We start from the raw sequence: 21,331 nt of genomic DNA on the forward strand, positions 1-21,331 counted from the left end.
ACATGCATATCGAGTTCCGGCATTTGCGCACAATTCAGGCAATACACGAAGCGGGTGGTCTGGCGCGGGCAGCCGAGCAGATGAACATCACCCAATCTGCGCTGAGCCATCAGGTAAAGGGCCTCGAAGATCAGGCCGGAGTGGAGCTTTTTGTGCGTCGCTCAAAGCCGCTCAAGCTCTCTCCTGCGGGGCAAAGATTGCTCAAACTTGCGCAGCAGGTTCTGCCGCAAGTTCAGGCGCTTCAGGATGAATTCACCGGATTGCGCGCGGGCAGTACAGGCCGGATGCACATCGCGATTGAGTGTCACGCATGTTTCGAATGGCTGTTTCCTGTGCTTGAACAGTTCCGCCGCTCGTGGCCGGATGTCGACGTTGATATCCGCCCCGGTCTTGCCTTTGATGCGCTGCCTGCGCTGCTGCGCGAAGAGGTGGATCTGGTTGTGTCATCGGACCCCGAAGACCTGCCCGGCGTCGAATTTGTTGAGCTTTTTGACTACAAAGCAGTTTTCGTCGCTGCATCAACGCATCCGCTTGCTGCAAAACCTTTTGTAGAGGCTGCCGATTTCCGCAATGAGACTTTGATCACCTATCCGGTTGAACGGACACGGCTGGATGTCTTCAGCCAGCTGTTAATCCCCGCCAAGGTAGAACCTGCCAACATCCGACAGGTTGAGTTGACGGCTGTCATCCTTCTGCTCGTGGCGTCCAATCGCGGCGTTTCTGTTTTGCCGGATTGGGTGGTGCGGGAAGTGAAATACTCTTCCGACTACGTGACACGCCCCCTGACAGAGAACGGGATCACCCGTAGGCTTTATGCCGCTGTTCGGACCGATGATTTGGGTAAACCGTTTATGGACCAGCTCTTGCAACTTGCAGGTGTTGAGGCCCGTAAACTGCAGACGATGTGATCGACAGCCAGACAGCATCTGAAGCCGAGCGCAGCTGCACCCGATCTGAGTTTAAGCGCAACCGACGCCACGAAAGCGCCGGTTACGCACGGGCCGCGTCAATGCAGCCTTTCGTAAGGCGGGGGTGACCCCGCCATATATTGTCAGACGACTTTCACAATCGCTTTGCCGGTGTTGCCGCCGGTCAGCAGGTCCATGAATGCTTGTGGCGCGTTCTCCAGACCCTCGGTGATGTCTTCCTGAACGGCAATCTCGCCGCTGGCAACTTTGGGTGCTACCTCATTGATAAACTCAGGAAAGCGGTCCCAATGGTTCGAGATGATGAAACCGTTGACGGAAAGGAAGTTGACCAGAATGGTGCGCCAGAGCTTTGGCGCAGTCAAACCGGCACCGCCTGCGTTTTCGCCAAGACCACCAGCGTTATACCATGCGATCATGCCACAGATCGGGATACGGCCGAACGGACGCATGAGCGGGATCACCGCTTCCAGCACCTTGCCGCCCACGTTTTCGAAGTAGATATCGATGCCCTTGGGGCATTCGGCCTTCAGCGCTTCGCGTAGGGATTTCGCATCATCGTAGGCGCGGTGGTCAAGGCAGGCATCAAAGCCGAAATGCTCCACTGCTGTTTTGCATTTGTCCGCGCCACCGGCCACGCCTACAACGCGCAATCCCAGTGACTTTGCCAGCTGACCAACCATAGAGCCGACGGGCCCCGTTGCCGCAGCTACGACAAGCGTTTCGCCCGCTTTAGGTTTTCCGTAAGCCATCAACCCGTGCCAGCCGGTCAGACCGGGCATACCCAGAACGCCCAATGACGTGGTGATTGGTGCCTGTTCAGGATCAAGCTTGCGGCACATCTTGGCATCGGCAACCGCATGGGTGGCCCAGCCGAAAGGTCCAAAGACCATGTCGCCTTCTTTCAGATTTGGAGCGTTCGAAGCGATAACCTTGCCCGCGCTGCCGCCTTCCATCTTGCCTCCAATCGGAACCGGGGCTGCATAAGATTTCGCGTCATCCATTCGGCCCCGCATATAGGGGTCAAGGGACATGTAATGCACTTCGACCAAGACTTCGCCGTCGCCCGGCGTCGGCATGTCCGCGCTCTCAAGCCGGAAGTTGTCGTGGCTCGGCGCGCCATCAGGGCGGCTGGCGAGAACGATCTGCTGCATTTGGGTGCTCATGGGACTTCTCCGCTTTGGTTGATTGAACTGGCCGTCATCGTGACCTTTGAGAGGCGGATGACAAGCAGGACGCTGCGTGACGGCGCCAAAAGGCGAAGTCTTGCGCTTATTCACGAGAATTTCGGGCCCTGAATCGTACCGCGGGGGGCTCCCCACCCTTGGCAATTGGTGCCATCGGGCCTAAAGGGTGCATCTGATCGCGGCAAAAAGGCGTCCCAAAATGGTTGGCAGTGCAAATCTGAATATTATGATCAAAGCGGCCCGCAAGGCCGGACGGGCTTTGACCAAAGACTTTCGCGAGGTCGAGAACCTTCAGGTATCGGTCAAGGGTGCGGGCGACTTCGTGTCAAAAGCCGACATCGGTGCAGAGCAAATCATCAAAAGCGAGCTGATGAACGCCCGTCCCACTTACGGCTGGTTGGCCGAAGAGGGAGGCGAGGAAGAAGGGGCGGACCCTACGCGCCGCTGGATCGTGGATCCGCTCGATGGGACGACGAATTTCTTGCACGGTTTGCCGCACTGGGCCGTCTCTATCGCACTTGAGCATAAAGGCCAGATCGTTGCGGGCGTGGTTTTCGACCCCTCCAAGGACGAGATGTTCTTTGCCGAAAAGGGTGCGGGTGCCTGGATGAACGAGACGCGTATACGCGTTTCGGGCCGCCACAGAATGATCGAGAGTATTTTCTCCACCGGTCTGCCTTTCGGCGGTCGTTCCGATCTGCCGCATACTTTGCAAGAGCTGGCTCGCGTGATGCCGGTATGCGCGGGTGTACGCCGCTGGGGCGCTGCCTCTCTTGATTTGGCGTATGTAGCTGCGGGCCGCTACGATGGCTTTTGGGAGCGCCGTTTGCAGCCTTGGGATCTGGCGGCCGGACTGGTCATCGTGCGTGAGGCGGGTGGTTTGGTCGAACCGCTGGAACAAGGGCGCGATATCGTAGCCGACGGTCAGATCATTTGCTCGAACGAGCCGATCTTTACAGGGTTTGCGAAAGCCGTGCGCGGCTAGGACGATCTGTCTGACGGGTGATTGCGCCCGTCACTCCAGCGGATTGGATCGAAATCCCAAGGATCGACGCCTTCAATACAGCCCAGGTTGATCCCGCATTGTGTGGGGTCCGCACGGCGTTTGTGATGTGTATAGATGCCGCAAGTTTTGCAAAAGTAGTGCTTGGCCGTCCCCGTACCCCATGTGTAAAGCGACAGATTATCTGCGCCTTTGGTAACAACCACAGAAGCTGCCGTCGCTGTGACGGATGCCGCTTGCCTGCGTGCACAGAATGAGCAGTTACAGCGTCCCACATCGGAAAGCCCAAAGGGCAAGGTGGCAGTCAGGTTAACCGCGCCGCAATGACAGGACGCTTTGATGTCTGTGGGGGTGCTCATCTGCGTTTGACCTTTGGGATGCGGCTGCTGTTGATGCGCGGATATTTGGTCTCAGGATGCGGTGGATGGCCATCCGTACGCTGCCAGAACGTAACGCCGCCGCGTTTGAGCCAAAAAGGCAAAGCGCCGATCAATCCCGCAACAAAGCCACCCGCATGTGCCCAGAAAGCGGTGCCGCCCGCAGTTGGATCGGAGCCCAGACCGCCCAGAAATTGCATGCCGAACCAGAGCATCAGCATGATCCACGCAGGGATCGGGAAAATACGGAAAAACACGATAAAGATAATCAGAATATCTACCTTGGCCTTTGGGAAGAGCAAAAGGTAGGCCCCCATGACCCCCGCAATGGCACCCGATGCGCCGACCATCGGAATACGCGAGCTTGGGTCTATCGCGACTTGGGTAAGGCCTGCTGCCGCTCCGGTTGCGAGGTAGAACAACAAATACTTGAAGTGCCCCATCTCTTCTTCAACGTTGTCTCCGAAGATCCACAAGAACAGCATGTTGCCGGCCAGATGCATCCATCCGCCGTGCAGGAACATTGATGTGAATAATCCCTCGAACCCGTATCCTTCACCGATGCGGGCAGGGACCAAAGCGTAGCTATTGTAAAATTCATAGAGGGCCCGATCGTCTGACAGGATCGGCACATAGCTGAGGAAGATGCCAATGTTCAGCGCCATCAGCACGTAGGTGACATAGGCCACGCGGCCAGACGGGTTGTGATCGCGAATAGGAAACATCAGATCACGCTGGTCGATTGCGCAGGCAGGGTCAAGAGCCCCGCCTGCGGTCATTGTGTCATTGTCTGCAAATAGCTTAGCTGGCGGCACCCAGCAAAGCCGCGTTGCCACCGGACGCAGTCGTATCAACGCAGACGTGACGCTCTGCGCGAACGCGGGCAGGATCGGGCAAACCGGGGATCATAGGCAGGATCGGTCCTTGCCGCTTTGCAAGCGCCTGTTCGATCTGCGTCCCCGTTTGTGCATCGCCCCACCACAGCACACCGCCGTACGCGGGACCGGACGTGAGGTCCGCAGGATCAATCTGGCCTGTTGCCTTGATCGCGATGCCGCCCAATGCCTCGACCGCGCGCGCCTGTGCCGCCACAGCGTCGGACCCTGGACCCATGCACAAAAGCGGATCGCGGGGCAGGGTGCTCAAACGGTTTGATTCGCCGGTTGGGCCAGGCATTGATAGTGTCTCGATCGGTTTGGCGGGCGTATGCGCCGGAAGTGACGGGAGTGTGTCCTGCTTTCCGCTCCATGCGTCTGACGCTGTCTGGCGGTCAGGTGTTGCAAAGCGCGGCAGATAGTTCGGGCCGCCCGCCTTGGGCCCGGTGCCTGACAACCCTTCACCGCCAAAAGGTTGAGAGCCGACGATCGCGCCGATCTGGTTGCGGTTGACGTAGATGTTGCCTGCTTCAATCCGTTCGGACACATATTGCACACGGTCGTCGATACGTGTGTGCAGACCGAAGGTCAGCCCGTAGCCCGTCGCATTGATCGCGTCGATCACATCATCCAGCTCGTGTGATTTGTAGGTTGCAAGGTGCAGTACCGGTCCGAAAATTTCACGCTGCATTTCGGAAATACCGTTCACACGCAGGATCGCAGGGGCAACGTAGGTGCCATGTTTGGGCGGCGTCATCTCGGCGATGATCCGGCCTTCAGCGCGAGCGGTGTCGATATGATCCTGGATGGATTTACGGGCCGCCTCGTCAATGACGGGACCAACATCTGTACTCAACTCCCATGGCATGCCGATATTCAATGCTTCCATCGCACCGATCAGCATTTTCGTCAGATCGTCGGCAATGTCTTCCTGCACGTAAAGGCAACGCAGCGCAGAGCACCGCTGGCCAGCGGACTGGAAGGCGGATTCAACGATAGCCTGCACAGCTTGTTCGGGCAGAGCTGTGGAATCGACAATCATCGCGTTCAGACCGCCGGTTTCGGCAATCAGCGGTGTGCCGGGTGCGCAATGCTCGGCCAAATTGGCGCGGATGCGCATGGCTGTGGCGGTAGAGCCGGTAAAGGCGACACCGTTCACGCGTGGGTCGCCGGTCAGCGCCGCACCGATGTCTCCGCCGCCGGGCAACAGTTGCAGAGCAGTGCGCGGAACGCCTGCCTTGTGCAGCAGTTTTACCGTGACATAAGCCACTAGCGGCGTCTGCTCTGCCGGTTTGGCAAGAACCGCGTTGCCTGCCGCCAATGCGGCAGAGATTTGCCCCGAGAAGATCGCCATCGGGAAATTCCATGGGGATATACAGGTAAAGATCCCCGCAGGAGGCTCACCAGTGGCTTGCCCCGCGTAATAGCGCAGGAAATCAACGCCTTCGCGCAACTCAGCGACACAATCGGGCATGCCTTTTCCAGCCTCACGGGCGAGCAGGGCAAAGATTTCGCCAAAGTTTTCTTCGATCAGGTCGGCCGCATCGAGCAGCACCTTGCGGCGCTCTGCCAATGGCGCAAGCCAAGGCTCTGCATTCTCAAACGCGGTGGCGACGTCTTCAAGTGACGCATTACGCACAGTGCCGGGGGAGGCTGAATGATCGGCAGGGTTGATTACGTCAACAGCCGCTTCGGGCATGGCCTTGCCCGCCAAAAGAGGTTCGGCTTGCCATCTCGTGTCTGCAAAGACACCGCGGGCTTTTTCGATCTCGTCCAGTGTTTGCGTGTGAGCCAGATCAAAGCCGCGCGCGTTTGCACGCACTGGGGCAAAGACTTCGGGGCCCTTGGCAATCGCAAGATTGGTCTGGCCCAACTGCTCGAAAGGATCAGCGGCAACAACTTCCGGCGGCACATCTTCGTCAACAATCTGGTTCACAAAGCTGGAGTTTGCCCCGTTCTCAAGCAGGCGTCGTACGAGATAGGCGAGCAGATCCTTGTGTGCACCAACCGGCGCATAGATGCGGCAGCGTGTCCCGTGATCTTTCATCACCAGTGTGTGCAGGGTCTCGCCCATGCCGTGCAGGCGCTGGAACTCAAACGCTTCTTTATCTTGCGCCATGTGTAAGACAGCAGCAACCGTGTGGGCGTTGTGTGTGGCGAACTGCGGATAGATGCGGTCGGTCATACCCAGCAGTTTGCGTGCGTTGGATATATAGCTGACGTCGGTCGCCGCTTTCTGAGTGAAGACAGGAAAGCCGTCGACACCTTCGACCTGAGCGCGCTTGATCTCTGTGTCCCAATAGGCCCCTTTAACCAACCGCACCATAATCCGGCGATCGTGGCGCTGGGCCATCTCGTATAGTGCGTCGATCACTGTGCTGGCACGCGGACCAAAGGCCTGCACCACAATTCCGAACCCGTCCCACCCCTTAAGCGCAGGTTCGGCCATCACGCGGTCAATCACCTCAAGCGACAGGGCAAGACGGTCGGCCTCTTCCGCGTCGACGTTCAAGCCCATACCGGCAGATTTGGCCAACAGGCACAAAGCGCGCAGGCGCGGGACCAGATCGGTCATTACGGCTTGTTCTTGCGCCACTTCATAACGCGGGTGCAGGGCGGAGAGCTTGACAGAAATACCGGGGTTTTTACGCGTGTCGCTGTCGGTGCAGGCCGTCGCAATTGCAGAAATCGCACGGGAGTAGCTAAGGTGATACCTTTTGGCATCGGCCTCGGTCCGCGCCGCTTCGCCCAGCATGTCATAGCTGTAGGTAAAGCCCTTCTTCTCCATTCCCGCAGCGCGGGACATGGCAGCATTAATGTCTTCGCCAAGTACGAACTGACGTCCCATTTCCTTCATCGCTCGCGAAACAGCTGTGCGGATCACCGGTTCACCCAAGCGCTTGATCGCGGCACGCAAATGGCGCACGGGGCCGGGCTGGTCATCATCAAGCACACGACCTGTCAGCATCAGCGCCCAGGTAGAAGCGTTGACAAGGCTAGATGTCGAATGACCCATGTGGCGGCCCCAGTCGGAGGGCGCGATCTTGTCTTCAATCAAAGCGTCGATGGTGTCGGCATCCGGCACACGAAGCAATGCTTCGGCCAAACACATCAGCGCCACGCCTTCATCCGTAGATAGACCATACTCCGCAAGAAAGACTTCCATGAGCCCCGGTTGGGTCGCACCGCGGATGGAGCGCACGAGGTCAGCGGCATCTGCTGAAATCTTCATGCGGTCGTCACCTGACAGTTCCGCGTCTGCCACCAGCGAGTTTAATATTGCTTCGGGGTCGGCATACATGCCTGCATCGATTTGGTGGCGCAGGGTAGGTGGTGTATCGTAAGCCATGGCATCCTCCATCAGGCGTTTTATCAATAATAGCCTATGCCGATCAGTCTGTTTTCCCTATGATCGACTTTAATGTGGTTCATTTGGTGGTAGAACGCGTGAAGTACGAGAAAAACGAGCAGTCGGGGGTAGATCGCTTCGATCAGGCGATTCTCACAGTTTTGGGCGAAGACGGGCGGATCAGCATTACCGATCTGGCCAAAAGGATTGGATTGTCGAAGTCGCCAACGCAGGCGCGGTTGCGGCGTTTGGAGGAACAGGGGGTCATCTTAGGGTACCGCGCCATGCTGGATCCGATCCGGTTGGGGCTGGATCACGTGGCCTTTGTCGAAGTGCGCTTGAACGATACGCGCGAGGTCGCCTTGCGGGCATTCAATGCCGCCGTCGCCAAAGTGCCAGAGATCGAACAGGCACATATGATTGCGAGCCATTTCGATTATCTGCTGAAAGTGCGTACCCGCGACATGTCTGCCTACCGGCGGTTTTTGGGTGAAACGATCTCGGCTCTGCCGCACGTTTCAAACACGTCGACTTATGTCGCGATGGAAGCTGTAAAGGAAACCATGTTGTCGGACGGAACTTGACCCGCTCAAGAACTGCGCCAAGTTAGTTGCATGCGCAGTCTTATCGTTCTTGCTACCATCATGGCCCCGCTCTTTGCCCATGCGTCGTGTCCCGAGCCAAGCGATACACGCAACGAATTACTGAATCTAATCGCCAAGGCGAATGCCGCCCGTTCCCAAGCTGAGGGCAGGCGGGTCTCGAACGAGATGTGGCAAGTCTGGCTGCGTGCCCCCGACGAGGCGGCACAGACCGTTCTGGATGCAGGCATGGCACGTCGGGACGTCTATGATTTCGCAGGTGCGATTGCCGAGTATAACCGTCTGGTAGACTACTGCCCAACCTACGCTGAAGGCTACAACCAGCGGGCTTACATCCATTTTTTAAACGGGAACCATGAGGCGGCGCTGACTGACCTCGATATGACTATTTCCTTGCAACCCTATCATGTGGCGGCCCAATCCGGGCGCGCCCTCACGCTGATGAACCTTGGCCGCATAAACGAAGCCCGCGATCAGTTGTTGATTGCGGTTGATAACAACCCATGGCTCTCTGAAAGGGCGCTATTGGCAGACGACGCGCCACTGGGTTTGCAGGGTAAGTCACTCTGACCATTTACACCCGCAGTGGCATCGGGTTAGGTGCGAAGAATGCGGGCGTGATGGAATGGTAGACATACCAGACTTAAAATCTGTTGGGCCTTGTGCCCGTGTGGGTTCGAGTCCCACCGCCCGCACCAAAAAGCAAATTCTCCCGCCGATACCTCTACTCGCAGCATAAAAGACGTGAATCGCAGATTGCACTGTTAACTTTTAAAGTACTTTAAAAGTGATCAAAGACCGGGGCTGAGCTATCGACGGATGCACCCCTGCAAGTTGTACCCCCGTGTGTCACAACGGGATTAGCTTTCAAAGCCAAGATGCGGCTGCTCGGAATATACGTTGTTAGATCGAAGAACATAAATGTGAGTGAAAGCTGTTTAACCTAGAATTCGGAGGCACTTGTCCGCCGTGTATCCGCGAACAGTTATCAATCAACGAATGGCGACCTCCCCCAATCGTGGGGACTCTGCTGCCCGTAGGGGTTGTGGAGAGCCCTCCACATCCATTAATGCTTTACAAAACCGGGACACCAGTTGTTTAAGCGGCGTGGTTAGCGGTGCCGTTAGCTTATAGATGCAAGACTTTCGACCGGTCTATTTGCAGGGGAAGAGTATGTTCGATTGTGACGTTTACAGGTTTTGCAATCCTGATCTAGCAGGATTGAGTGACCGAAAACTGAAGAAGCATTTTGATAAAACAGGGTGGAGAAACCACCGTGACCCATCAGCTTTTTTTAACGTCGCAGCTTACCTCGATCAGAACCCCGATGTTGCCGAGGCTAAAGTTAACCCACTGGAACATTTTATGAAATCCGGTGAGGCAGAGGGGCGTCAAATATTCCTCAGCAACTGGAGCGGTCAGACTGAAGACCTGATGACGCGCGATGATCTTGAAAGATACCGGTTATGGATCGACCCTGCATTTCTGCGTAAGGCGAGCCCGAAAGTAGCTGCTTTCGACGATGACACGGTAATTTCTTGGTTCTTGATGGACGGATGGCGCGAAGGTGTTGATCCGTCTGAACGATTCTCCACCATGTTCTATCTTACGAACAATCCAGACGTTAAGGACGTTAATATCAACCCCCTTATCCATTTTGTTCGTTTCGGCGAATCCGAAGGTCGGTTTGCTACGCAGAATGAGGCGCAAGTTGCCGCAGACGCCGCGGAGGAAGAGCGTCAAAAGCAAGAAGCGGCCCTTCAGGCGGAACGTGAGCAACGTGAGCGTGAGGCGCAGGCTGAACAAGAACAGCGTGAGCTGGAAGAGAAGGCACAGCGCGAACGCGATGCACAGGCTGAGTTGAAGCGGCTCGAACGGGATCAGGAAAAAGCCCGTCAGGAAGCTCTGCTGCGCACGGATATGATCGCTGTCAAAGATGACTTCGATGCAGATTGGTACCGGAAGTCCTATCCGGAAATAAGCGGAACCGATGACGAATTGCTGGCGGACTACATGACGACAGGATGGAAAGGTCTCAAAGATCCTTCCCCATCGTTTTCAACAGCATATTACCTTGATGCGTATCAGGACATCAGTGAAAGCGGCCTGAACCCGTTTCTGCATTATGCTTTGTTCGGGCGTAAAGAGGGACGGCGTTGTTCTCCTGATGGTGCAGTCCGCCTGTCCGTTTCGCCGAAAGCAAATCTTACTCCGGGCCTGCCTGATCTGGGTCCCAGCAACTTCACAGGAAAGAAAGCACGGCCTCCTCGGAAAATAGATCCTGACGCACTGGATATTCACTGGGTCGTGCCTGATTTCCGGCCAGGTTCTGGCGGGCATATGACCATCTTCCGGATGGTGCGGTACCTCGAACTGTTTGGACACAAATGTACAGTTTGGATCGAGGAGCCGACGTTCCATGAAAAAGAACGGGACGCATGGGAGACGATCGTAAAGTCCTTCCAGTGTGTTGAAGCAGATGTACGCTTTGTTTCAGACGATCTGTACACTCAGTCAGGCGATGTCATCATCGCTACCGGGTGGAGCACAGCCTGGACTGTGAGGGACCTGACAGGCTTCAAAACGTCTATGTACTTTGTGCAGGACCACGAGCCCGAGTTCTACCCGACAGGTTCGATGTCAAACCTGGCGGAGCTGACCTACGGATTCGAACTAGGATGTATCTGTGCAAGCCCTTGGTTGGAAAAGCTGATGTCCGAAAGGTACGGACGCTGGGCGAAGGGTTTCTACCTCGCTTACGAACCCGACCAGTACTTCGTGTCAGATGAGCGCACGGAGATCTCTGACGGCAAAGGGCCCGTCAAGGTCGCGGTTTACGGGCGCGCGCATACGGATCGCCGCTGCGTCCAATTGGCGTTGGCTGGCTTGTCGATATTGGCAGACTCCCGCGATGATTTTGAGGTCCATCTCTTTGGACAGGATGAGCTTCCATTCAATGCCGCGCCGTTTGCAGCTTTCAACCATGGCGTTCTGGACCCTGCGCAACTCAATCGCCTGTATAACGACTGTGATATCGGGATTTGCTTTTCCGGCACAAATTACAGCCTCGTTCCGCAGGAGATGATGGCATGTGGACTGCCGCTGATCGAATTTAACACCGAGAGCACGCAGGTAATTTTCCCAAAGAACACTGTAACACTCGCCGGACCTGCTCCCACCGATATTGCTGCAAAGGTTGCGAAGTTGATCGACGACCCTGCAAAGCGCCTTCGCCAGCGAAAGGCTGCCTTGAAATGGGTGAAGTCCTTTTCGTGGGAAGCGAGTGCGCGCGAAGTCGAGGCCGCCATTCAGGATTATCTCACGCAAAAAGGTGCCAAGTTGGCGTCTCCTTCAGTTAATGCATCGAAAGAAATACTGTTCGATGTGGTGATCCCGACTTGGAACGGGAAAGAAGAATTCGAGCCTGTTCTTGAAGCGCTGCGGAGCCAGCGGATCGCTGATCAGATCCAGATCCACTGCGTGGATTCAACTTCGACGGACGGGACCATCGACTGGTTGAAAGGTCAAAAAGACGTCAGCCTAACGGTTATCGATCAAAAAGATTTTCAGCATGGCCGGACACGGAACTACGGTGCATCGTTGGGCACCGCACCGTTCGTCGGCTTTATAACCCAAGACGCGATGCCCGCCACAGTTGACTGGGCAACTGACATTGTAAAGATGATGCGGGCCGTTCCGGATGCTGCGGGTCTGTTCGGGCGTCACATCGCGTATCCCGACCATCCGATTTTTGTGCGCGAAGAAATCACCAAGCATTTCGAGAACATGAAACAATACCCGCTTGTTTTGTCAAAGTTCACTGACCCGGAACGCTGGGATAAAGGCGATATCGGCTGGCGGCAATTCCTGCATTTCTATTCCGACAACAACTCAGCAATGCGCCGCTCCGTCTGGAACGAGATACCTTATCCCGAAGTCGACTATGGTGAAGATCAGGTTTGGGCACGGACCATAATCGAAGCGGGATATTCAAAGATCTACGCACCTACCGCGACGGTGTATCACAGTCACGACTACGATCCGGAGCAGACCTACAAGCGGTCGAAAACCGAAGGCGCATTTTTCCTCGAGCATTTCGGGTATGAGTTGGGAAAGGGTAGCGAGAGCGATATCAACGACCGGATCGCCAGAGAGCAGCGTGACATGGAAGCCTGGGGTCGCCGTCGTGCTGTGAGCTCCGACGAAATTGAGATGCGCAAAGCTAACATCGTGGAGAAATATCGCGGCTGGCGTGATGGGCGGGCTGAAGTCGGGAATGTGAGCTCGGCGGATTGGTGATATTCAAAGGGCAGAAAGGGTATCACTCGGTATAGTCTGTCGATCGTCGTGCGGTATAAAAAATGCTGGTTTCGTCGATTAATGTGATATAGTTGCGAGAGACCACCATAAAGGAAAATTCTAGCTTCGCCTTTCATCGCCATAGCATTGGCAGTCATAATTTTGACGCGATATCAGCATCGCAGAGAAACGACTAGAGTCCCCCGAACGGTGATCTATTGCCGAGATTTGGAATAATGAGGTTACGACGGTCAAATATGTTAAAGACGGATTCAAATGAAAAGTTTGTGTTTCTCCATGTGACTAAGACTGCTGGCGGAACTCTGAAGCGATCGTTAAAGGATAGTCCATTAGAGGTTCATTTTATCTACGGGAAAGCGGACAAGGAAGCACTTGTTGGGAAAGATCTCTCAGCAGTCGATATCTTTTATGGACACATGCCTTATGGTGTACATTCGCAATGGGGGAATATCGAAAATCCACGATATTTTTGTTTTATGCGACACCCTACAGCGCGAACTATTTCCCATTATTTCCATCTACGTAACGTGGACAAAAGCGCTACGGGAGATCGAATAAGGAAGTCTTATGACATAAATGATTTTTTTCAGAATTCTGATCATTGGGAGTTTCGGAACTTTATGACTGGTTCTGTATCAGGTCTTGGACGGAACATTGTGAACGATTCGAGAAATTCGCTTGATATCGCAAAAGAGAATCTAGATAAGAACTTCGCCTTTGTTGGTTTTCAAGAATACTTTTCGTTTTCGATGAGAAAACTATCGAAAATACTTGATGTACAATTGAACGTTGAGCGAGATGTGAACGTTGGTAGATATGATCTCTCTCAAGTGTCAGAGGATACACTTGGCGTAATTGAAGAGAACACGAAGCTTGACTTTGAGCTTTATAAGTATGCGTTAGAAAAGTTCTTGTGAAGTATTCCAATATGTTAGAGAGTTAGGTGGTGGGCCGCTCTGGTTGTAATAGATACGCCTTTAGTTGCCAATTTGGGTTTCTCGAAGTTCGAATTTGAAATCTCTTTTTTCAATGTATTCGATTTTGCATAGGCTATGATCGTGGTCGTTGGTTTGAGTGTTAATCTATTCGCGGCCGCAGAGAGCAAAATTAAATGGGCGCTGCGCTTCGTTTGCAGTAATTATTTTTTGTACCATAATTTTATGTAAGGTATTTGATCGAGGATCTGCTACAATATTAGTTCTATTCATAACTTATTTGCTAGAGGACGGGACTAGAAACAGATTTTTTCTTAGGTCTAATTCCGCGGTTGTTCACGCTCTTATCTTAACAAACTAGCCACCAGGGTGTGGTGACTTTTTGGTCAGTTCGGCAATAACGTTATTGTAATGACTAACGAGATCTGAAAGAGCACCAGCGAAATTACATTTTTGCTCCAACACAGCTGTATTGCCGGTTTCTGGGAACTTTCCCCAATTCGGTTGAAGTTGACCTTCGCGCAGGTCGTCTCTGCGCGAAATTAGAGAACGATTACTCTCTTCGAAACGATGCTGAATTTGGCGAGCAAATTTTTGGTCTAAAGTGAGTTTTTCTGACACTGGCAGACGGTCGAGAACACGGAAATCGACACGTTGTTGTTTTCCGCTATCGACGAGTGCGTTGACAAGCGCCATGACGTTAACATCTAGCGCCTCGTTAGTACGTTTCGGAGTCGGAAGTGACTTAAGGTCAAGGCCAATGTATTGCGCCAACCAATCTAAGTAACTGGGGGTTTCCTTGAAAGCTAGGCAACGGACATTTTCGACACCAAAAACACCTTCCCAAAGGCCAACAAGTCGGTCGTAATTGTAGTATATCTGATCAGCGCGAACACTTTGAAAAAAGGCTTCTCCTATGCGTCCTCCTACTCGGGATTGAGTGGAAGCCAGAGAAATTGCGACGTCAACTTGTGGTCGCAGATGAATATGGACTTCAATATCTTCGAACAAAGGTGCAAGTAGCTGTTTGATTGACAGAACCTGTTCTTCTGTTCTCAGTCTGGAGTGTAGATGCTCGCTTGAAATGATGCAGTAACGTGCCGTCGAGGCCGCAGTTAGTTGCTCAGTTAGACGTGCTTCAGTATCACTATGAAAATTGTCTATTTGTTGTTGCGTATGAAGCCCCATTGCTCTCATCGATTCGTCTGCGGTATCAAGTTGAAGTGCATATGACGCAATAAACCTGTGATTTATCCCGCCGAGGTTAGATGGATAGACTATATCTTGAGAAAGCAATCGTGTTCGATTTTCATGCAGAAAATTCTGTGAAGATGTTGTGCCTGTCTTTTCTGTACCAATGTGTAGTATCGCGCGCATGATCGGTTTTCATCCCCGTGGTTGTTTCCTGAAGACAACATCGTGAAAAGCATGTTTTGCAGAAACATCAGGAAGTCACAACACTGTACGGCATAATATGTTGTGCAACGCACATGGCACATCAATCTATGTCGATGGCAGCTTAATGATGAATTTGGAACATTAACTGTTCTTGCTGGTCATAACGCTACTGCCGAGAGGTTGTCTTCCCCTTAGCTCGCGACACCCTCCCCCCGCGCTGCTTTCCGTTCGCCCAGCATCAGCATCGCAGGAGTGACCACGAGCGTAAGGACTGTGGCGACGACCAAGCCACCAGCAATCGCGGACGAGAGCTCAGTCCACCATTGTGTCGAAGGGGCACCATAGACAATCTCTCGCGTGAAAAAATTGAGGTTCAGTCCGATGACCATCGGCATGAGACCCAAGGCGGTTGTCACGGATGTAAGGATCACAGGCCGTAGACGTTGAGCACCTGTGCGCAAGGCTGCCTCCAACGGTGCGAGGCCGGTTTTCTTTAAGTCATTGTAGGTGTCGATCAGCACGATGTTGTTGTTTACCACGATCCCCGCCAGAGCGATGACACCGATCCCGCCCATCACGACCCCGAAAGGACGCCCCGTCACAATCAACCCCAGCAACACACCCGCGATCGAAAATATGATCGCGCTCATGACAACGAAGGCCTGAAAAAAGCTGTTAAACTGCAAGACGAGGATGACAAACATCAGGAAGATTGCAGCGGCAAAAGCAGAGACCAGAAAGATCATGCTTTCTTGCTGGTCCTCCGCTTCACCTGCAAAGCTATAGGCAACACCCTTGGGCAGATCGGCACCTTCCAATGCAGCCGTTAGTGCGATGACCTGATCGTTCACCAGATATCCCGGCGCGACGTTCGCCTCTATGGTGGTGACGCGCTTTTCGTCGATGCGGCGGATAATGCCTGTGCGTTCTGAGGGTGCGAATGTCACAAAGTTCGAAATCGGCACGAGGCCCGAAGTTGTCGGCACCCGCAGACTGCTAAGTTCGGCCAGTGACCGCTCCGCGCGGGGGAATCGGACGCGGATGTCGAGCGATCCGTCAACGTCATCAGGGCGGTAGTCGGCCACCGTGATGCCTTGGGTCAAAAGCTGGACGGCCTGACCCAGCAGGCTGACGTCAGCACCAAAGCGGGCGGCCTCTGCGCGGTTTACCAGAATCGACACCTCCACACCCGGAACAGGACGCGTGTCTGTTACATCTGTGAAGCCGCCAATCCGGTCCATCACCTCGCGTATTTGTTCAACTACCGCAGTCTGCAACTCCGGATCGCGCGCTGTGATTTCCAGATTGACGGGCTTGCCCGACGTGGGGCCGCCGCTTTCTGTTTGTACCTGAACATCAATGCCCGCGATATCGGACACGGTTGCGCGTATATCGTCGCCGATCACAGCGGCAGTACGGCGCGTGTCCCATGGTGTAAGCTCAAGCTGCAGGGTCCCGATTGTTTCTTCGTCTCCCTGACCTGCAGACATCATGGAGCGCGCATAGATGCTGGCAATCTCGTCATATCCGAGCAGGCGTTCTTCAACGGCGCGCACCAGTGCGTCACGCTCGAAGATCGAGAAATTGTCGCGCGCACGGACCTGAACCTGCATGAATTCTGGCTCGACCGACGGGAAAAAGCTGACACCCTTGCCGAACTGACCGTAAGCACCGAACCCGCCCAAGAGAAGCGCCATGGCCAACAGGAGGGTCGCGGCGGGGCGCAGAATGGCCCAATGCAGCACCCGGACATAAGCGCCGGTTAAGCCGGTCATTTGTCGCGGGTCGCCCGTTTCAGCGGCGTGCAAGGCAGCTTTCTGTTTGGCGGTTTGAGGTTGTCGTTTACCGATCAATCCACCCACCACAGGAATAAAAACGAGTGCCATAAATAGTGATGCTGTTAGTGTCAGGATCACTGTAATCGGAAGAAATTTCATGAATTCCCCGACCATGCCCGTCCAGAATAGAAGTGGGAAGAACACGCTGAGCGTTGTGGCTGTGGAGGCGATGATCGGCCAAGCCATCCGTTTGGCTGCAAGCGCGTAGGCCTCTGGCGCGGTGGCTCCTTCCTGAAGCTTGCGGTCTGCCAGCTCGGTCGTGACGATGGCCCCATCGACCAGCATCCCCACGACCAGAATGAGTGAAAACAGGACCACGATATTCATCGTGTACCCCATTGTCCAAAGCGCAATTACACCTGCTAGAAATGCACCCGGAATGGCAAGCCCCACCAGAATGGCCGAGCGGAAACCGAGGGCGAGGACAATAACGATCATCACCAGAATGACCGCAGCAATGACGTTTGCTTCCAGATCGCTCAGCATGTCTTTGACCTGTTTGGACTGGTCTTGCAGATAGGTGATCTTGATGCTCTCGGGCCAATCGACCCGCAGCTCATCAACAACATTGCGCACCGCCGCGACCGTCTCGATGATGTTCGCGCCGGAGCGTTTGGTAACTTCAAGCGCAAGTGCAGGTTGCCCGTTGATCCGTGCAAACGAACTGGGGTCTTCGAACGTACGCCGGATTGTGGCCACATCTCCAAAGGTGACAACGGCATTGCCACGCACCTTAACCGGCATCGCCATGACGTCTTCGAGATCCTCAATCAGCCCCGGAACCTTGAGGACAATGCGTCCCGAGCCGGTCTCAATGGCGCCGGCTGCAATCAGGCGGTTGTTGCGCTGGATCTGGCCAATCAGTTCGTCAAAGGAGAGATTGTAAGTCTGGAAAACGGTGGGGTCGATCAGCACCTCAAGAAACTCGAACCGCTGGCCGCCGATTTCGGCTTCCAACACGCCCTCAAGGGCTTCGATCTCCTCCTGCATGTCTTCGGCAAGGCTGTTCAGTGTTCGCTCGGGAACGGGGCCCGAAATGATTGCGGTGATGATCGGAAACAACGCAGTGTTAATTTCCGTAATTGTAATGTCGCGGGCGTCTTCGGGTAATTCACTTTCCGCACGATCAGCCGCTTCGCGCACTTTGTCGAGCGCTTCGTCGTTGTCACCGCCGGGGATGAACTCCAGCTGAATACTTGCAAAGCCCTCCGACGCGTCGGACTTCATCGTATCTAGCCCCTCGATTGATCCGAATTCGGCTTCCATCGGTTCAAGCAAGAGCCGTTCCGCGTCTTCGGGGCTAATGCCATCAAGTCCGGTGGACACGTAGAAAAGGGGCAGGGGCACCTCTGGGTTCGATTCTTTAGGGATCGCGACATAGGCGATTGTGCCAACAACCAGCACCATGACCAGCGCCATGACCACCACACGCGACCGCGAAAAGGCCGCATCAATGATGGCATTCATCGGGATGTCTCCCCGGCCGCGGGTGCGACGGTTTCACCCTCGCTCACAAAGCCCTGACCAACAGTGATAACGTCGACGGTATCGGGCAGGCCAGTGACCCATATGCCGTCGATCTGGGCCTTTACGATTTCGATCGGATAGAATTCGACGACGGCTTCGGCGTTCACAGTCTTCACGCCGAGCGACCCTTCGGTATCAAGCGAGACGATCGAGGGGGACAGGAAGTGTGCCGTAACTTCGCCCGTCGGGATGACGACTTCGGCAGAGATGCCGGCAGGGATCGCGCCCGCGTCGTTCTCGATCTCGACCTCGGCAAGGAACGTGCGGGTTTCGGATGCGGCAGATGTCCCGACAAAGGTGACGGTGCCGTCGCGTTCTTCTCCGGTGATGAACAGCACGGTGGCGGACTGGCCTACCTTCAGGCGGGTGAGCGATTGCTGCGGCACCTGAATGGCCACGGTGAGCGGTGTGATATCGACTAACCGACCGACTTCGGAGCCGCTTGAAACATATTCTCCCGCATCCAGGTCAAGGGTCTCGATCCGTCCGTCGAACGGTGCAGTGATGACCAAGGCATCAGCATCCTGTTCCACGGCAGTAACCTGTGCCTGCGCTGCCGCAAGTGCAGCACGCGCCTGCGTCACGCGGTCTTGCGTGGCGACACCACGCTCGAGCAAGGCGGCGGCATTATCAAATTCGCGTTGGGCGTTTGCCAGATCTTCAGCTGCGCGGTTGGCGTCTGCTTCGTTCGCGGCGCTGTCCAACCGTGCAATCACGTCTCCGGCCTGAACATCCTCGCCTTTCGCGACAAGTACTTCGATCACATCTCCGGAGGTTTCCGCCCGCAGCATCGTGTCACGATCCGGCAGCGCCTGTCCTTCCGCGCGGTAAAACTGCGTGACGGTCTCGGCAGTCGACGTCGTGACGGCAACCGCTACGGGGGCAAGCTCTTCGCGTGCATCGCTTTCAGCTTCCTCTGCCGCAGGAAATATAAAACCACTGCCCATCCATGCGACGATCATTACGACAAGCGCTGCCGCAATCCATGTCGAACGGGATGCGCCTTTGTCAGATGTGAACTCCAACGGGGCAGGGATTTGTGAGTCCGCTGTGTTGCTTGTTTTCTTAACGGTGGGCATGGATGCATCCTTTGACGCTCGGCGGGATTGCCTCTTACCGGCCGTCCCGACCGCTCGTGTGTCTATAATAGGGCGCAGTACCATCCCTGCAACGCCTGGCCAAATTGAAAGAGGGCGAATAAGTGCGCGGTGGTAAGCATTGGATCGTCGGCGAATACCGCTTTGGCAGGTTGAGCTTCTGCATTAACTGCACGTGATTGGCCAAGAGAATCTCTCCTCCGGTTGTGACCAAAGTGTAGTGGGTGAATAAGCTGAGCCATTCTCAGCGCCAGCGGCCGACAGAGCTTTCATAAAGAAAGCGCTCTAAAACCGCACTTGTTTTGATCGCTCCACCTGCTTGGCGCCACTTTTTTGGGCGAAGGCGCGCGCAAGAGCGGTCGGTCGTCTCAGAAACCTGTCCCGTTCGTAGATTATGTCCAAGGATTTGCGTGTTCCGATCTGAACATTTCGATGCCATGCGAAGGTGCAATCCTGTCCGATAACGACCCTCGCATGGCTGCAACAAAAGAGCTGCGGTTCCTGAATACCACTCTGTCCTGACGATGCATAGCAACGAAGGTCGGAAGCGCAGTGAACAATGGGGGATATTCCTTTGACGAAACGAAACATTCTGCTTTCTGCCCTGTCCGCATTTACGCTTGCTGCTTCCGGTGGCATGGCGCTCGCACAGGACTGCGCCGCACCGATCAAGGTTGGCGTGCTGCATTCACTGTCCGGCACAATGGCGATTTCCGAGACCACGCTTAAAGACACCATGTTGATGTTGATTGACCAGCAGAACGCCGCAGGCGGTTTGCTTGGCTGTCAGCTAGAGGCTGTGGTTGTAGACCCTGCGTCCGACTGGCCGCTCTTTGCAGAGAAAGCCCGCGAGCTGCTGACCGTGAACGAAGTTGACGTCATTTTTGGCAACTGGACATCCGTAAGCCGCAAGTCGGTTTTGCCTGTCATCGAAGAGCTGAATGGTCTGCTGTTCTACCCCGTTCAGTACGAGGGTGAAGAAAGCTCCAAGAACGTCTTCTACACCGGTGCCGCGCCAAACCAGCAGGCGATACCTGCTACGGATTATTTCCTCGAAGAGCTGGGCGTAGAGAAGTTTGCATTGCTTGGCACCGACTATGTCTATCCGCGCACGACGAACAACATTCTTGAAAGCTACCTCAAGGAAAAAGGCATCGCGCAAGACGACATCTTTGTGAACTACACACCTTTCGGACACTCCGACTGGGCAACAATCGTCGCGGACGTTGTGGCGTTGGGCGAAGATGGCAAACAGGTCGGCGTGATCTCTACTATTAACGGCGATGCGAACATCGGTTTTTATAAAGAACTCGCCGCCGCTGGTATCTCTGCCGATGATATTCCGGTTGTTGCGTTCTCCGTCGGAGAAGAAGAACTGTCCGGTCTCGATACCTCGAACCTCGTCGGTCATCTCGCGGCGTGGAACTATTTCCAGTCCGCAGAGAGTGATGCAAACACAGATTTTATCGCCGCGTGGAAAGAGTTCGCAGGCGAAGAGCGCGTAACCAATGACCCGATGGAAGCCCACTATATCGGCTTCAACATGTGGGTGAACGCGGTCAAGGCGGCAGAGACCACAAACGTGGATGCGGTACGCACTGCGATGTACGGTCAGGAATTCCCGAACCTGACAGGCGGAACAGCAGTCATGCTGCCAAACCACCACCTCGCAAAGCCTGTGCTGATCGGCGAGATCACGGCCGAGGGTCAATTCGACATCATCAGCCAGACTTCCGAAGTTCCGGGTGATGCATGGACCGATTTTCTGCCGGCTTCTGCGGTCCTGAAGTCTGATTGGAAAGACCTCGGCTGTGGCATGTACAACACAGAGACGGAAACCTGCGTGCAGCTGACCTCGAACTACTAAACCAATCCGGCACGCGCGGCTTTCCCGTTC

14 protein-coding genes and 1 tRNA gene are annotated in these 21,331 nt (G+C 54.8%); 8 read left to right on the forward strand and 7 right to left on the reverse strand.

Annotation, left to right across the window (positions count from 1 at the left end; genetic code table 11):
• Positions 1 to 2 precede the first annotated feature (2 nt).
• On the forward strand, positions 3 to 908 hold the full coding sequence (locus tag Z946_RS0113735) for a LysR family transcriptional regulator (RefSeq protein ID WP_025056303.1): 906 nt from the start codon (positions 3 to 5) through the stop codon (positions 906 to 908).
• 143 nt (positions 909 to 1,051) lie between these two features.
• Here Z946_RS0113735 and Z946_RS0113740 read toward each other — a convergent pair whose 3' ends face one another.
• Entirely contained in the window at positions 1,052 to 2,092 is a 1,041-nt protein-coding gene (locus Z946_RS0113740) for an NADP-dependent oxidoreductase (protein ID WP_025056304.1), read from the reverse strand.
• 220 nt (positions 2,093 to 2,312) lie between these two features.
• On the opposite strand from Z946_RS0113740, the gene Z946_RS0113745 reads away from it, so the two are divergent.
• The gene (locus Z946_RS0113745) at positions 2,313 to 3,098 is read left to right on the forward strand and encodes an inositol monophosphatase family protein (RefSeq protein WP_025056305.1); all 786 of its coding nucleotides are present in this window, start codon (positions 2,313 to 2,315) and stop codon (positions 3,096 to 3,098) included.
• Here the strand turns inward: Z946_RS0113745 and Z946_RS0113750 are convergent.
• From Z946_RS0113750 to putA, 3 genes are all read right to left on the reverse strand, one after another.
• On the reverse strand, positions 3,095 to 3,475 hold the full coding sequence (locus tag Z946_RS0113750; protein WP_025056306.1) for a GFA family protein: 381 nt from the start codon (positions 3,473 to 3,475) through the stop codon (positions 3,095 to 3,097). The two genes, Z946_RS0113745 and Z946_RS0113750, sit on opposite strands and share 4 nt — an antisense overlap.
• Positions 3,472 to 4,218, reverse strand: coding sequence for a rhomboid family intramembrane serine protease (locus tag Z946_RS0113755; protein ID WP_025056307.1), 747 nt, complete (start codon positions 4,216 to 4,218; stop codon positions 3,472 to 3,474). The genes Z946_RS0113750 and Z946_RS0113755 overlap by 4 nt, the downstream gene beginning before the upstream one ends.
• A 76-nt stretch (positions 4,219 to 4,294) precedes the next feature.
• Complete coding sequence (gene putA / locus Z946_RS0113760; RefSeq protein ID WP_025056308.1) at positions 4,295 to 7,717, reverse strand: bifunctional proline dehydrogenase/L-glutamate gamma-semialdehyde dehydrogenase PutA; 3,423 nt, start codon at positions 7,715 to 7,717, stop codon at positions 4,295 to 4,297.
• Positions 7,718 to 7,776: 59 nt separating this feature from the next.
• Between putA and Z946_RS0113765 the strand changes: the two genes are divergently transcribed.
• The 5 genes from Z946_RS0113765 to Z946_RS0113785 all read left to right on the forward strand — a co-directional run bounded on the left by Z946_RS0113765 (position 7,777) and on the right by Z946_RS0113785 (position 13,556).
• A complete protein-coding gene (locus Z946_RS0113765; protein ID WP_025056309.1) occupies positions 7,777 to 8,301 on the forward strand; it encodes an Lrp/AsnC ligand binding domain-containing protein in 525 nt (174 codons plus the stop codon).
• 30 nt (positions 8,302 to 8,331) lie between these two features.
• Complete coding sequence (locus tag Z946_RS0113770; RefSeq protein ID WP_025056310.1) at positions 8,332 to 8,889, forward strand: tetratricopeptide repeat protein; 558 nt, start codon at positions 8,332 to 8,334, stop codon at positions 8,887 to 8,889.
• Positions 8,890 to 8,930: 41 nt separating this feature from the next.
• Positions 8,931 to 9,017: transfer RNA gene (locus Z946_RS0113775), tRNA-Leu, on the forward strand.
• A 667-nt stretch (positions 9,018 to 9,684) separates the two neighbouring features.
• Positions 9,685 to 12,618 (forward strand): rhamnosyltransferase WsaF family glycosyltransferase, encoded by a 2,934-nt coding sequence (locus tag Z946_RS21145; protein WP_160170282.1) that lies wholly within the window; start codon positions 9,685 to 9,687, stop codon positions 12,616 to 12,618.
• 257 nt (positions 12,619 to 12,875) lie between these two features.
• Positions 12,876 to 13,556 carry a sulfotransferase family 2 domain-containing protein gene (locus Z946_RS0113785; RefSeq protein WP_025056312.1) on the forward strand — a complete coding sequence of 227 codons (681 nt, stop codon included), beginning with the start codon at positions 12,876 to 12,878 and terminating at the stop codon, positions 13,554 to 13,556.
• Between the two features lie 375 nt (positions 13,557 to 13,931).
• On the opposite strand, the gene Z946_RS0113790 is transcribed toward Z946_RS0113785, so the two are convergent.
• From Z946_RS0113790 to Z946_RS0113800, 3 genes are all read right to left on the reverse strand, one after another.
• On the reverse strand, positions 13,932 to 14,951 hold the full coding sequence (locus Z946_RS0113790) for a hypothetical protein (protein WP_025056313.1): 1,020 nt from the start codon (positions 14,949 to 14,951) through the stop codon (positions 13,932 to 13,934).
• A 212-nt stretch (positions 14,952 to 15,163) separates the two neighbouring features.
• Positions 15,164 to 18,277: an efflux RND transporter permease subunit gene (locus Z946_RS0113795; RefSeq protein WP_025056314.1), complete on the reverse strand. Its 3,114-nt coding sequence runs from the start codon at positions 18,275 to 18,277 to the stop codon at positions 15,164 to 15,166.
• Positions 18,274 to 19,416, reverse strand: a complete 1,143-nt coding sequence (locus tag Z946_RS0113800) for an efflux RND transporter periplasmic adaptor subunit (protein ID WP_025056315.1) — start codon at positions 19,414 to 19,416, stop codon at positions 18,274 to 18,276. The genes Z946_RS0113795 and Z946_RS0113800 overlap by 4 nt, the downstream gene beginning before the upstream one ends.
• Before the next feature lie 655 nt (positions 19,417 to 20,071).
• Here Z946_RS0113800 and urtA point away from each other — a divergent pair.
• Positions 20,072 to 21,301, forward strand: a complete 1,230-nt coding sequence (gene urtA, locus Z946_RS0113805; RefSeq protein ID WP_152540619.1) for an urea ABC transporter substrate-binding protein — start codon at positions 20,072 to 20,074, stop codon at positions 21,299 to 21,301.
• The last annotated feature ends 30 nt before the right edge of the window (positions 21,302 to 21,331 follow it).

The sequence above is a fragment of the Sulfitobacter noctilucicola genome (assembly GCF_000622385.1).
Taxonomy (GTDB): Bacteria; Pseudomonadota; Alphaproteobacteria; order Rhodobacterales; family Rhodobacteraceae; genus Sulfitobacter; species Sulfitobacter noctilucicola.